The 12,741-nt window shown below is 66.5% G+C and carries 12 protein-coding genes; 3 read left to right on the top strand and 9 right to left on the bottom strand.

The features are described 5' to 3' along the window. Positions 1 to 505: 505 nt before the first annotated feature. The 3 genes from B9C43_RS23930 to B9C43_RS23920 all read right to left on the bottom strand — a co-directional run bounded on the left by B9C43_RS23930 (position 506) and on the right by B9C43_RS23920 (position 2,833). Complete coding sequence (locus tag B9C43_RS23930) at positions 506 to 1,684, bottom strand: PucR family transcriptional regulator (protein ID WP_084429267.1); 1,179 nt, start codon at positions 1,682 to 1,684, stop codon at positions 506 to 508. 39 nt (positions 1,685 to 1,723) lie between these two features. Continuing rightward, on the bottom strand, positions 1,724 to 2,170 hold the full coding sequence (locus tag B9C43_RS23925) for a hypothetical protein (protein ID WP_051897807.1): 447 nt from the start codon (positions 2,168 to 2,170) through the stop codon (positions 1,724 to 1,726). A gap of 93 nt (positions 2,171 to 2,263) precedes the next feature. Further along, positions 2,264 to 2,833, bottom strand: a complete 570-nt coding sequence (locus B9C43_RS23920; RefSeq protein WP_084429265.1) for a TIGR03086 family metal-binding protein — start codon at positions 2,831 to 2,833, stop codon at positions 2,264 to 2,266. Positions 2,834 to 2,919: 86 nt separating this feature from the next. On the opposite strand from B9C43_RS23920, the gene pdxR reads away from it, so the two are divergent. Then, positions 2,920 to 4,347 carry a MocR-like pyridoxine biosynthesis transcription factor PdxR gene (pdxR, locus tag B9C43_RS23915; RefSeq protein WP_084429263.1) on the top strand — a complete coding sequence of 476 codons (1,428 nt, stop codon included), beginning with the start codon at positions 2,920 to 2,922 and terminating at the stop codon, positions 4,345 to 4,347. Further along, on the top strand, positions 4,344 to 4,961 hold the full coding sequence (locus B9C43_RS23910; protein ID WP_143446549.1) for a signal protein: 618 nt from the start codon (positions 4,344 to 4,346) through the stop codon (positions 4,959 to 4,961). The genes pdxR and B9C43_RS23910 overlap by 4 nt, the downstream gene beginning before the upstream one ends. A 13-nt stretch (positions 4,962 to 4,974) precedes the next feature. Here the strand turns inward: B9C43_RS23910 and B9C43_RS23905 are convergent, their stop codons facing one another. From B9C43_RS23905 to mihF, 4 genes are all read right to left on the bottom strand, one after another. Further along, positions 4,975 to 5,208, bottom strand: coding sequence for a hypothetical protein (locus B9C43_RS23905; protein ID WP_143446548.1), 234 nt, complete (start codon positions 5,206 to 5,208; stop codon positions 4,975 to 4,977). Positions 5,209 to 5,996: 788 nt separating this feature from the next. Next, complete coding sequence (locus tag B9C43_RS23900) at positions 5,997 to 6,833, bottom strand: PhzF family phenazine biosynthesis protein (protein WP_084429258.1); 837 nt, start codon at positions 6,831 to 6,833, stop codon at positions 5,997 to 5,999. Positions 6,834 to 6,842: 9 nt separating this feature from the next. Next, positions 6,843 to 7,952, bottom strand: coding sequence for an isochorismate synthase (locus tag B9C43_RS23895; RefSeq protein WP_327222990.1), 1,110 nt, complete (start codon positions 7,950 to 7,952; stop codon positions 6,843 to 6,845). Positions 7,953 to 8,085: 133 nt separating this feature from the next. Further along, a complete protein-coding gene (mihF, locus tag B9C43_RS23890) occupies positions 8,086 to 8,397 on the bottom strand; it encodes an integration host factor, actinobacterial type (RefSeq protein ID WP_051793413.1) in 312 nt (103 codons plus the stop codon). Positions 8,398 to 8,818: 421 nt separating this feature from the next. Here mihF and B9C43_RS23885 point away from each other — a divergent pair, with 421 nt between their 5' ends. Further along, positions 8,819 to 10,456, top strand: coding sequence for a long-chain fatty acid--CoA ligase (locus B9C43_RS23885; protein WP_033394177.1), 1,638 nt, complete (start codon positions 8,819 to 8,821; stop codon positions 10,454 to 10,456). Between the two features lie 343 nt (positions 10,457 to 10,799). Here the strand turns inward: B9C43_RS23885 and B9C43_RS23880 are convergent, their stop codons facing one another. Together B9C43_RS23880 and B9C43_RS23875 are read right to left on the bottom strand one after the other, a co-directional pair. Then, positions 10,800 to 12,032: a C39 family peptidase gene (locus B9C43_RS23880; protein WP_084429256.1), complete on the bottom strand. Its 1,233-nt coding sequence runs from the start codon at positions 12,030 to 12,032 to the stop codon at positions 10,800 to 10,802. A gap of 65 nt (positions 12,033 to 12,097) precedes the next feature. Next, a complete protein-coding gene (locus tag B9C43_RS23875) occupies positions 12,098 to 12,676 on the bottom strand; it encodes a PadR family transcriptional regulator (RefSeq protein ID WP_200825674.1) in 579 nt (192 codons plus the stop codon). Positions 12,677 to 12,741: the final 65 nt, after the last annotated feature.

Below are 12,741 nucleotides of genomic sequence, written 5' to 3'. Positions count from 1 at the left end.
GGCCTTCGCGGTAGGTGACGTCACGGACCCAGCGCAGCCGGTCACCGTCCAGTTCAAGCTGGTCCAGCACCGCGGGAAACCACACCAGTTCGCTCTGCCCGGGCGTGACCATGCGCTGGCCGACCACCAGTCCGGTGTCGTGGGTGCAGGCCGCGAGCAGGTGTACCCCAGCGCCGCCGGTGCGGCCGAACGTGCCACGCAGTGATTTGCCCGTCCACCGGCGCTGGTGTCCTGCCCGAGATGTCCTGCCTGCTGGCTCGAGCCAGAATCCACGCGGTGATCGCGTCGTCCCACTCGTCACCATGGATGAGCATCAGCGCTCGTCGCACGTCGCCACGCCCGGGGGCTGTTGATCTTGGGATTGGTCGGGACGCGTTCGGGGTCTTGAGGGATGTCTTCCACCGTCGCGTTGGACCATCAGCTTTCGGGGTGACGCTGCCCTGCGCTCAGGTGAGCCGTCGGCGATCTTGGGGTTATGCGTGTGATGCGCACTCGGGCGGGAAAGTTACAAACCGAGGCGGACCGCTTGGAGCGCCATGTAGAGCTCCGCGACGCACTTCGGGTTGTTCAGGTCGCGGCCCGTCAGGTCTTCGATCCGGCGAATCCGGTAACGCACCGTGTTCGGGTGCACGTACAGGTTCTTCGCCGCGATCTTCGCTGATCCGCCGTGGTCGTACCAGGTTTCGAGCGTCGTCAGCAGGATCTCGCGCTCGGCAGGTGGCAGCGCGAGCACGCCCGCGAGCATCTCGTGCGCGAGTTCCGCTGCCAGCGCCGGTGCGCCCGCGACCAGCGCGGCGACGGGCAAATCACCGAAGACCACCACGCCGTTCGCCCCGTGCGGCAGGGACCTGCGGGCGATTCTGGCTCTGTGCAAGGCCGTCGGGACTTCGGTCAGGTCTGCGAACGGCGTGCTCACACCAACGACGCCGCTGGTTGTCGTGAGAACTTCGCGCAGCGCGTCCAGTCCTGCACCGACCGGCATGATGCCGACGTTCATGTCCACACCGGACGAGTGCACGCGGCGGCGCCAGACCGCGCGGGAGCCGATCGCGTCGACCACGCTCGCGTCGTCGGCGACGATCACCACGAGCTTGCCAGACGTCGGCAGGCCGAGCACGCCTGCGGCGTCCTCGAGGTCTGGGCGTTGGGCGATTCGGCCTTCCAGCAGGCCGTCCATCAACGCCGATTTCGCCTGCTCGTCCAGGCGCCCGCGTTCGGCCTCGACTTCGCGGTATGCGGTGGTGAGCGCTTCGGAGTAGGCATCGATGATCTTCCAGACCGTGGTGCTGGCCTGCAGCATCCGCTCCGGTGTCACGCCGAGCGTGTGCGGGCCGCCGCGCTCGATCAGCATCTCGTAGACGAACGTTCCGGCTAGGCGGTAGGCGCGCAGCGCGTCTGGCAGGGTGATCCCGATGCGTGCTTGGGCGCGTCCGGTCTTCAACGCGTTGTCGAGTTCGACCTCGCGGCACTCGATGAACGACGTGAAGGCGCCGTCGAGGTGCGCTTCGCAGACTTTGCGCAGCTCTTCGGGGTACTCGTCGGCCACTCTGCGGTAGCACTCGGTCTTCTCGCGCAGCAGGTCCACCAGCCGCGCGGACAACTCCGGCACCTGCGCGCGTTGCGCCCGCGCCAAGTCCAGGAGTTCCTCAGGCAGCGGCGGCGTAGCCACTATCCGAGTGCCCATAACGCGACTTTAACTCGCCTTTCCGCTTCGCGGATAGCCTCAGGTGGCCTGAGTCGTGTGCTGATCGCGTCGAAACGCCAGGAAGGCCGTCAGACCAGAGCCCACGGCGACTATGAGCCCAAGGTATAGGCCGAAGCCGCTGCCGACCGACATGGGCAGCGTGATCCACCGCAGCAGGATCATCACCACGGCCAGCACCGCGAGGGTCAGCCAGAGCGACGACAGCATCTGCACGGGCTTGCCAAACCGTTGCCACAGCAGCAGGACGCTGACGGCCAGCAACAACACGACCGGGAACCAGGCGAGGAAGTTGCCTTCCCACACCGGCAGCCAGGTCGGCGCACCCTGTTCACGCAGTTCGGCCGCGACCGCGTCAGACGCTCTGTACCACGGCAGGAAACTCACGACCAGCGCGACGATCCCGGCGGCGACACCGATCCATTCCAACCACGTGATGCGGGCGCGGGTCGCGGGGACGTCAGCCACTGGAAGCCTCCTGCACTGTTCGGTCAGCGGACAGTATGGCCCCAAGCAGGCGAAACACGCGAGTCGGCAGCAGACCCCCAGCCTGCTGCCGACTTACTTCCAGCGAGGATCCCTGCCGACGTAGGCGACGAGTTTGTCCAGCTCACTCGCGTCGTCGGGGACCTCGACCATGACATCGAACGCAGGCGTAGGACGATCGGACGGAAAGCGGCGCATGACTTTCAGCGCGGCAGCACACAGCTGCTCATCCGGCGTGTACGGCACGCCGATCGTTTTGGCCATGTCCCAGCCGTGCACGACGGTGTCGATGAAGTGCATCGTCACCGCGACAGAGCCGGGGAACACGCCGAAGACGTTGATCCGCATCTGCCGGTCCAGCACCGAGTCCGGTTCGAACGCCGCGAGGTACCCGGCAGCAGCACGCTGGTAGTCCGCGACCGGGTCAGCGCCAAGCCTGCCCGCGTTCCAGTCCACATCGGACGGATCGGTGCCCGCCGTCGTGGCCGCGGCGAAGGCCAGGTCTTCGCTGACCAGGTGGCGCAGCAGGCCGTGCAGCGTCCAGTCGGCGCACGGCGTCGGCAGCCGCAACTGGTCCGGCCGGACCTGGCTGACCACGTCAGCGGTCACCTTCATCGCCTGGCGATCGAGCTCCCGGAAGTCCACGCGAAGAACCCTAGGAAGGCGAGCGGACCCACGCCAAGAGCCAAAAACGGCAAGTTCGACTGGGCCAATCCGGCTACCCTCCAGCCGTGGAGTTCCATGTCAGCCTGATCGGCAGGGGTGAGAAGACCGGGCAGATCTACCAGCAGGTCAAGGCCGCGATCATGGACGGCAGGCTGCGCCCGCACGACCCGCTGCCGCCGACGCGGGAACTCGCCAACCGGCTTTCGGTGTCCCGGAACACGGTCAGCGCGGCGTACGACCGGCTCACCGCGGAAGGCTTCGTGACCACGAAGCGCGGCGCGGGCACGTACGTCAGCACTTCCGGCTTCTCCCAGCCACCGCAGCCCGCCGACGGCTCCGGCCCACGCCCCAAACCGGTGTGGGACACCTTGCACGCACCACAGCACGACCATTCGCCGGTGCGTTACGACTTCCGCGCCGGGTTGCCGGACGCGAAGCTGTTCCCGTACGCCGCGTGGCGCCGATTGCTGGCAAAGCAATTCACGCCTGCGGCCATCGGGTCGCTTGAGCACGACGCGGCCGCGGCGCACCCCAAACTCACCGCGGCGCTCGCCCGGCACGTCGGCGTGTCGCGGGCGGTGCGGGCCACCGCCGACGACGTGATCGTCACCAACGGCGCCCAGCAAGCGCTCGATCTGATCTGCCGGGTGCTGATCGACCCGGGAACCGTTGTGGCCGTGGAAGATCCCGGCTACTTCGGCCCGCAACACCTGTTCCGGTCGCACGGCGCCGAACTCGTCGGCGTGCCGGTCGACGACGAAGGGCTCGTCGTGTCCGCGATTCCCGCGGGCGTGCGGATCATCTACGTGACACCGTCACACCAGTTCCCCTTGGGCGTCCCGATGTCCTTGGCGCGCCGGACCGCCCTGCTCGAGTGGGCCGAGCGGACCGGCGGCGTTGTCGTCGAGGACGATTACGACAGCGAGTTCCGGTACGGCGGCCGTCCGATCGAGCCGTTGCAGAACCTCGACCGCGCCGGTCGGGTGATCTACGTCGGCTCACTGTCCAAAGTGCTGCTGCCGACCCTGCGGCTCGGCTTCCTGATCGCACCGGCCAGTCTGCGCCCGGCGTTGCGGGCCGCGAAGTACGTCAGCGACTGGCAGTCCAACCGGCCGATCCAGGGCGCGCTCGCCGACTTCATCGACGAGGGCTCGCTGGCCCGGCACATCCGGCGCACCCGAAAGGAGTACCAAGCCAGACATGATCGAATTCTGACGGTGTTGCGGCGTGACTTCGCGGGCCTGCTCGAACCCCGGCCGGTGGCGGCGGGCCTGCACCTGTGCGCGTACCTGCCCGCCGGTCTGGACGATGTGGACGTCTACCGGCGGGCCCGTGCCGCCGGTGTCGGCGTGTACGCGTTGTCCCCCTTCAGATTGCACTCCCCCGGACGGCCCGGTCTTGTGCTCGGCTACGGCGCGATCGCACTGTCCGATATCGACGAAGGCCTACGCCGGCTCAGTGCTTGTATCCGGCCCGATACCATGCGCCGGTGATCCGACGCCCCGTGTTGATCGGCGCAGCTGCACTGCTCTTGGCCGGGTGCTCCAGCACGCCAGAGCCAGCGCCTGCCTCGACGCCGCCCGCCCCCGCCGCTGAGCCCGCCGCCGAACAGGTGAAGGCGGAACCCCTGACCCCGCAACGGTTGCAGACCGTGTGGTGGAGCTGGGCGAGTTCGGCAGAGCCTGGCCAGAACCCGGTCGAGGACCCCACGGGCCAGTACTGCGGCGACAGCCAGCCCTTCGGCGTCTGGCTGATCGCGGGCACACCGGGCGGAACGGCCGACCGGCACTGCCAGGTCCCGGCCACCCTGCCCCTCGCGGGCCCAGCCGCGACCCAGGTGACGCAGGATGCCGCCAGCTGCACCAGGTTCCTGGCCACGGCGAAGGGCGAGGCACTGCTGGACGGAAAGCCGGTGCAGCTGGAGAAGATCGAGCCGACGAAGATCACGTACGACACCGAGCAGGGCGCCAAGGAAGGCTACAGCTGCGGCCTCTGGGTCCGGATCGACCCGCTCTCGCCAGGACAGCACACCTTGACGCTGCGCGGCAGCAGCGGAACCTTCAACAACGAGGCCAACTACGACCTCACGGTCGTCCGCCTGCCCTGACAGGCAGCTTCGGTCATTCTTCTGCCTCGCCGTCCACCCACACGAGATGTGGGGTGGTGTTCGGGCGCGCGCTGACGTACTTCAGCGCGCTCTCGGGTGATGCCATGGCGTATTGGTTTTTGCCATCGACAGTGGCCATGTAGGCACCGTCGTCGAGTTCGAGCCCCCAGGCAACGATCCTGGCGTCGACCTGCTCGCCGTACTCGAGCACCACCGCGAACCTGCGCGGAGCGTGATCAGCGACCATGTCGGCAACCATGGCCGTTAAGCCCACCCGACGTAAGCGCAAGCTCGGGCGCTACATGGAACGCCTTCGCCGGAAGATCGAGCCGACGGCGCCAACGCCCGAAGACGTCGCCAAGATCGTCGGGAGCGTTGGCCTTTGAAAGGTCAGCGTTCAGGATGTTCGTGAATACGTTGGCGCACTGAGAAACAGGCACGGGGGCGCTCTGTTTCCAGGGCGCCCCTTCGGTTTTCAATCCCCCAAAGCACTAGACACCCCCGGCCTCTCCCTGCAGGGTTCAGTCAAAGTCGGTCGCTGTAGCGCAGCTTTCCTGGTGCGACGGACCACTTTCCTGGTGCGGTAGCACAGGGATGGGCTTCGGGGGTGTTCCCTCCGGTATGGCCTGGGCTTGTCCAACCACGGGGTGTCAAGAGGTCGGCCAACGCAACCCCACCCACAGCGACGGCCATACCGACCTCTTGACGCACCGTGGTTCCGTCAGGCAGGCCGTACCGGAGGGGACGCCCGCGCCACCAAACACACGGGGGAATTCGAGCTGAAAGCCCCCTCCCTCTGGGTGGCCTCCCTGCAATTCTTTTCAAGAGCCCGAAACAAACCTTCACGGAGACCCAGCCGCCACGTCACAGTCCCGACCTGGCCGACATGCCCGACGTCAACACCCCAGAAAGGACATCCCCCACCACTCCCGGGGGGACGACCCCAGGCCAGTCTACCGGGGATAAGGGCAGGTCAAAGGGGTTACCGGCCGGTTGTGGACAACTGGATTCGCCGATGATCCCTTTGGTGCGTTCTCAGATTTCGAGTGTCCCGCGCGCGACGATCACGGCTGAACCGGCGACTTCGACCTTGTCGATCTGCTCGCCTGAGCCTTCGACCCGGGCGTAAAGCGTTGAGGGGCGGTGGATTTCGGCGCCTTGGCTGATTTCGATGTCCTGCCCGAAGGAGATCCGGCCGTAGCGCGCGAGGTGCACCGCGAGCGGGCCCGCGGCCGAACCGGTTGCCGGATCCTCGTTCACCCCAAGGGATGGACCGAACATCCGGGTCTTCCACTGCAGTCCGGAGCCCGCGAAGCAGTTGACTCCGATGCCGGGCAGTTCCGCCAGTACCGACATGTCCGGTCGCAGTGCGGCGACAGCATCGGTCGTATCAAGCATCACGTACAGGTGCTGCGGGCCGTTGGTGTACACGTCGACCGGGAGCACTGAGTACCGCACGCCCAACGCGGCCAGCAGTTCCGCCGCATCCGCGAATTCCTCCCATGTCGGCACCGGTTGGGACATCCGGCCGGACACGATCTTCTCGCCTTCGCGCGTCAACGCCACGGGCACGATGCCTTTGCCTGTTTCCAGCCGGATCACGTCGCCAGCCATCGTCTGGCCCAGAACGAAGGCCGTGCCCAGGATCGGGTGCCCGGCGAAGGGCAGTTCCACCGCGGGCGTGAAGATCCGGACCTTCGCGTCACCGCCCTCGGCCGCCGGCAGCACGAACACCGTCTCCGAGAGGTTGGTCTCCCGCGCGATCGCCTGCATGTGCTCGGCAGGCACGTCCTGGCCGGCGGTGAACACGGCGACCGGGTTGCCCTTCAGCGGCCGCTCGGTGAAGACGTCGGCCACGACATACGGATGCATAAGCCAAAGCTACAGCGTGAGATCAAGTCCCATGCCACGCAACAACGTCTGGAACTTCGCCGACGTCTCGGCCAGTTCCAGTTCCGGCACCGAGGCGTCCACGATGCCCGCACCCGCGTAGAGCCGTAGTGACTGGTCAGTGACGTCCGCGGACCGGATCGCGACCGCCCATTCGCCGTCGCCGTTGCTGTCCACCCAGCCGACCGCGCCGGTGTAGAAGCCGCGGTCGAACGATTCGATCTGGGCGATCGCGTCGCGTGCCGCCCTGGTCGGCGAGCCGCAGACGGCCGGGGTCGGGTGCAGCGCCGCCGCCAGGGTCAACGCCGTCACGTCGCGGTCGACCAGCTCGCCGGTGATCTTGCTGCACAGGTGCCACATGCTGGGCGTGCTCGCCAGCGACGGCGTGCGCGGCACGTCCATCCGCTTGCAGAACGGCCGCAGAGCCTCGACCTCGGCTTCGACCACCCAGCGGTGCTCGTCGTGGTCCTTCTTCGACGCCAGCAGCCGCTGGGCGTTGGCCCGGTCCTCGATCGGGTCCTTGCCGCGCGGCTGCGACCCGGCGAGCGGCCGGGACACGAAACTCATCCCGGTACGGCGGACCAACAGCTCTGGACTGGCACTTACGAGCGTCACCCCTGGGGTGGGCAATGGCGCCGCGAAGGTGTAACCGTGCGTGTTCATCGCCGCGAGGCTGGCCAGCATTCGCCGCATGTCGATGGGCTCGTCGAGGTCGATCCGGAGCGTCCGGGCGAGCACGACCTTGCCGACCGTGCCGTCTTTGAGCAGTGTGAGCGCTTTGCTGACGCCCCGCTCGTACTCCTCGGGCTCGGGCTCGGGCGTCACGCGGTAGCCGGGCAGCGAGACCTGCTGCTTTTCCTGCCGGTTTGGGCCTGACCAGGCCACCGAGGTGGGCAGCAGCACGTGCGATTCGCCCGTGTCGTCGTACGGCAGCGCGCCGACGGCTATCCCGCCGTACTCCGCCAAAGCGTCGTTGACCTGCACTGACAGGGCAGCGGAGTCCTTCTCGGAAAGAATGTGCCTTGGGTCGCTGGCGAGCAACGTGCGGTCCGGGGTGGCGAAGAAGAAGGCTCCCGGCTGGTACTGGTCAGTCAGTTCCACGTCCACACCTCTCATCGTGCCCGCCCACCCTCATGGTGCCCCTGCGGGCACCCCGGAAACTGCTGAAGGTGGCCCTCGTCATGCGAGGACCACCTTCAGCACATCCTTCAGCCCCTCCGGCTAGGGGCCGGTCTCACTTGAGGGCGTCGATCAGCGCGCCGCGCTGACGCTCGCCGAGACCCGCGGCACGACGCTCGGCGTCGATACCAGCCTTCTCCAGCAGCGAGGCGACCTTGACCGCACCAAGGCCGGGCACTGCCATCAGCAGCTGCTTGACCTTGGTCTTTCCGATGGTCTTGTCTTCTTTGGCCTTGGCCAGCACCTTGTCGATGGTGGTCTTACCGGCCTTGATCGAAGCAAGCAGCTCGGAGCGCGCCTTGCGTGCCTCGGCTGCCTTGGCCAACGCCTCAGCGCGCTGCTCGGGAGTCAACGTAGGCAGAGCCAACGTGCTGTTCCTTCCTATGTCGAGGTCTGGTGTCGCCGGGTGCGATTTCCACCGCCCTTTTTCGGGCCTGATCGCGCCTCACGACGCGACCAGTAAACGACACCTACCTGCGGAACATACCCCCGACACGCGGGAGTTTCCGCTGAACAACCCCTCAACGACCAGGCACAACCCTCCGTAATTCACCCTCAAGGGCGGTTTCTCGACAGTCCCGAGGGGACTATCCGGAGAGACTCCCCGGCCTGATTCGGCCATATTTTTGGGCCTCTTCCTGGGGATGTCCAAAATTCCAGCAACTACCTCACGTGAGGTCCAGTCGCAACCGGTGACCGTGATCCGGGCCTCAGCACACGGAGCTAAGGACCATCTACTGTGCAGTCAGGTGCACGATGCGGTGACGCAGGACACAGCGGGAGAGCCCATGTTGAGCACGATGCAGGACACCCCTCTCACGATCGGGCGGATCGTCCGCCACGGAACTGGCATGTACTCGTCCAGTGAGGTGGTCACCTGGACCGGGACGGAAGCAAGGCGCGAGCAATACGGGCAAACCGGCCGGAAGGCGGCACAGCTCGCGCACGCGCTGCGGAGCCTCGGCGTCACCGGCGACCAGCGTGTTGGCACGTTCATGTGGAACAACGCCGAGCACCTCCAGGCCTACCTGGCCGTGCCGGCGATGGGCGCGGTGCTGCACACGCTCAACCTGCGCCTGTTCCCCGAGCAGCTGACGTACATCACCAACCACGCGGCCGATCACGTGGTGATCGTCGACGCGTCCATCGCGCCGCTGTTCGCCCGTGTGCTGCCCACGTTCAGCACCGTCAAGCACGTCGTCGTCGCCAACGGCCCGGCTGCTGCACTGGAAGCGCCCTCAGGCGTCGAGGTGCACTCGTATGACGAACTGCTGGCCGCGCAGCCAGACGAGTACGACTGGCCGGAAGTCGACGAACGGCAAGCGGCCGCGATGTGTTACACGTCCGGTACGACCGGCAACCCGAAGGGCGTCGTCTACTCGCACCGCTCGATCTACCTGCACTCGATGCAGGTGTGCATGTCCGACAGCATGGGCCTCTCGGGCGCGGACAAGACTTTGGTGATCGTGCCGCAGTTCCATGCCATGTCGTGGGGCCTGCCGTACGCGTCGATGATGGTCGGTGCATCGATGTTGATGCCGGACCGGTTCCTGCAGCCGGAGCCGTTGGCCGCGATGATCGCCGCGGAGAAGCCGACGTTCGCCGGTGCGGTTCCGACCATCTGGCAAGGGTTGCTGGCGTACCTCGAGGCCAATCCCGTTGACATGTCTTCGTTGCGCGACGTCATCGTCGGCGGCTCGGCGTGCCCGCCTGCGTTGATGCACGCGTTCCAGGAGCGTTACGGCATCCACATCACGCATGCGTGGGGTATGACCGAGACTTCACCGCTCGGCAGCGTCGCACGGCCTCCGGCGGGCGTGACCGGCGATGCTGAGTGGGCGTACCGCTACACGCAAGGCCGCCCGCCAGCATCGGTGAGCGCCCGCCTGATCGACGACGACGGCAACGAAGTGCCGTGGGACGGCGAAAGCGTTGGCGAGCTTGAGGTTCGCGGCCCGTGGATTGCCGCGTCGTACTACCGCCAGGACGAAGACGGCGAGGGCGCCGAGAAGTTCCGCGACGGCTGGCTGCGCACCGGTGACGTCGGCGCGTTCACGCCGGACGGCTTCCTGAAGCTGACCGACCGCTCCAAGGACGTGATCAAGTCCGGCGGCGAGTGGATTTCCTCGGTGGAGCTGGAAAACCAGGTGATGGCCCACCCCGCGGTGGCCGAGGCGGCCGTGGTCGGCATCCCCGACGAGAAGTGGGACGAGCGCCCGCTGGTCGCGATCGTGTTGCGGGAAGGGGAAAGCGTCGAGCCCGCGGAGATGCGCGAGTTCCTCGAAGGCCGGGTCGCGCACTGGCAGGTGCCGGAGAACTTCACGTACATCGACGAAGTCCCGAAGACCAGCGTCGGCAAGTTCGACAAGAAGCGGATCCGCGCGGCCTACGCCGAGGGCAAACTCGACGTCACACACCTGACCTGACCGGCCACAGTAGAGCACCCGGGGCTCCCCACGATGACGACAAATCCCGCCATCCAGGGGAGCCCCTGATTTTCACGTTACCGCAGGGGTACGACAGTTTCGGCTACACGGCTACACGGCTGCACCGTTACACGCCTAGGCGGCTACGCGGCCGTGAAGCCGCCGCCGGTCTCCGCGGCACCCCTTCGGCTTCACGGTGACCTGCTGCTGCGGTTTCCCTTCCGGGGCAACGACTTTCAGCGAATTCTTGAGCACCGAGGGCGCGCGTGCCGCACGCGATGAGGACGGCGGCCTTCGTGAGCGAGCGAGGGGGGAGGCACCCGCTCAGGAAGGCCGCCTGGCTTCAGGGTGTGATGATGTACGCGATTCCGCCGGGACCGCTGGCGACCGATCCGTCCGCGCGGTACCGCTTGGTGCGCTGCCAGATGTTCTCGAACTGGGCTCGCTTGTAGACGTTGCGCACCCGGTCGTTGCTGGACGACGCCGGGTCGTTGGCGATGACGTCGCCGTCCTTCGTGAAGCCGATCACCACCATGATGTGGCCGGCGGTGCCGTAGCCCGCACCATCCAGTTCTGACGCAAGGAAGGACTGCGAGGTGATCACGGGTATGCCGCGCTTGACGTATTGCTCGAGCTCGGCGAGCGAGCGCAGCCGCGTCACGTACGCCTTCAGGCCATACGTTGCAGCATAAGCGGTGTTGAACGGCCAGTTGCCGGTGCCGTCGTAGTTGCTGTCATAGGTGAATCTCGCTGCGTGGTCGACAGCTGGGTCCGGATAGGACGGGTCGACCCACGCGAGGTCCTCTTTGGATGGACGCTTTCCCCAGTATTCCACGACCATCTGGGTCGAGGCCGGGCTGCACCAGGCTTCGCCGCCTCCGCCGTACTCCGGGTAGTGTCCGATGTGGATATTCTGGGAGTACGGCGGCACCTTCAGCTCCGTGCCCCACGCACCCGAGTTCGGGCTCGTCGGAACGCTGAAGCGATCAGGAATCGCGGACGTCATCGCGCCTGCCATGGTCAACGTCGGCGATTCGCCGCTGCCGACCGCGCGGTACAGCGTTACGCGTAGCTGATACGCGCGCAGGGTGGATTTCGCGACGAAGGTGTCGACGTCGATGTAGCCGTGCTCGTCGGATTGCTGCGGCAGGCTCGCGCGGCGGATGTCGGTGTCGGGCAACGCCCAGCGGCCGATGCCGTACCAGATCGTCTCGGCGCCAGATGATGTCCGGCCGCGCATGTCGACGCGCAGCCACGTGCCCTTAGGAGTGGTCGCGTTCCATGAAGCCACGAGCTGCGTCGCGTCGAAACCGTGACGGTAGAACGGCGAGGTCCACGTGCCGTACTCGTACGTCTTGGTGCCCATGCCCGGCTCGGTGTGCTCGACCGTGCCTGCTGGGCGGCCGATTCGCAGGCCGCGCAAGGTCGGGACCAGGCCGTCGCGCTGGCCTGCGTAGAAGAAGTCATGCTTCTGCCACGAGTGGAAGTCCACCGGCGCTTGCGGATTGGCGGCTGCCGCGGGAAGCGCAGGTAACACCATCAGGGTTGCGATGGTCAGCAGGGCTAAGCGGTTCATGGCGTCGTCTCCCTCAACTACGTGGGAGATATTTTCACCATTGTCATAGATCATGTAAACCGCTGTCAGGGTGGATCGCGATCCAGCTCGTCCATGAAGTCCTTCCAGAACTTCTCCACCGTGCGCTCGTAGCGCATTCCCAGCTCAAGGGTCTTGAGCTGCCAGCGGTCGGCGAGTGACTCGATTTCGGCGCGCTGTCGCAGGTAGCCGTCAGCGCGGTCGCGATGTGACTGGTATCGGTCCCTGGCGAGCCTGCGGATGTCGTCAGGCGTGGCCCCGGTGCTGAAGAACAGCTTGAGCAAACCGGTGTCCCTGACCTCGGTCTGCTCGAGGGTCGGCTCGGCCAGCCACTCGGCCAGCGCCTTGCGGCCCTCGTCGGTGATCGCGTATGTCCGTTTGCGCCTGCCACCCTCCTCGGTGGTCTGTGTGACAAGGCCTGCGTTGACCAGCCGGGCCGGCTCGTCGTACAGCTGCGAGTGGGCGAACGCCCAGAAGTTCCCGACCGACCGGCCGACCCGTTGCTTGAGCTGGTAGCTCGTCGCCGGGCCGTACGTGAGCATGCCGAGTACCACATACGAGGTCGCGTTGAGCTTGCGCGACCGCCCGGCGGTCGGCTCGACAGGTTCAGCGGGCAGCGGAGTCACCTCCTGGGAAGCATCGCCCTGAGACCATAGCGATCACGCAGCCGTTTGTGCGCTCCCCTTATGCC

This window comes from Kibdelosporangium aridum, assembly GCF_900176515.1.
In the GTDB taxonomy this organism is placed as follows: domain Bacteria; phylum Actinomycetota; class Actinomycetes; order Mycobacteriales; family Pseudonocardiaceae; genus Kibdelosporangium; species Kibdelosporangium aridum.
The sequence above is the reverse complement of the archived record's forward strand: the minus strand, read 5'-3'. Positions and strand labels throughout refer to the sequence as shown.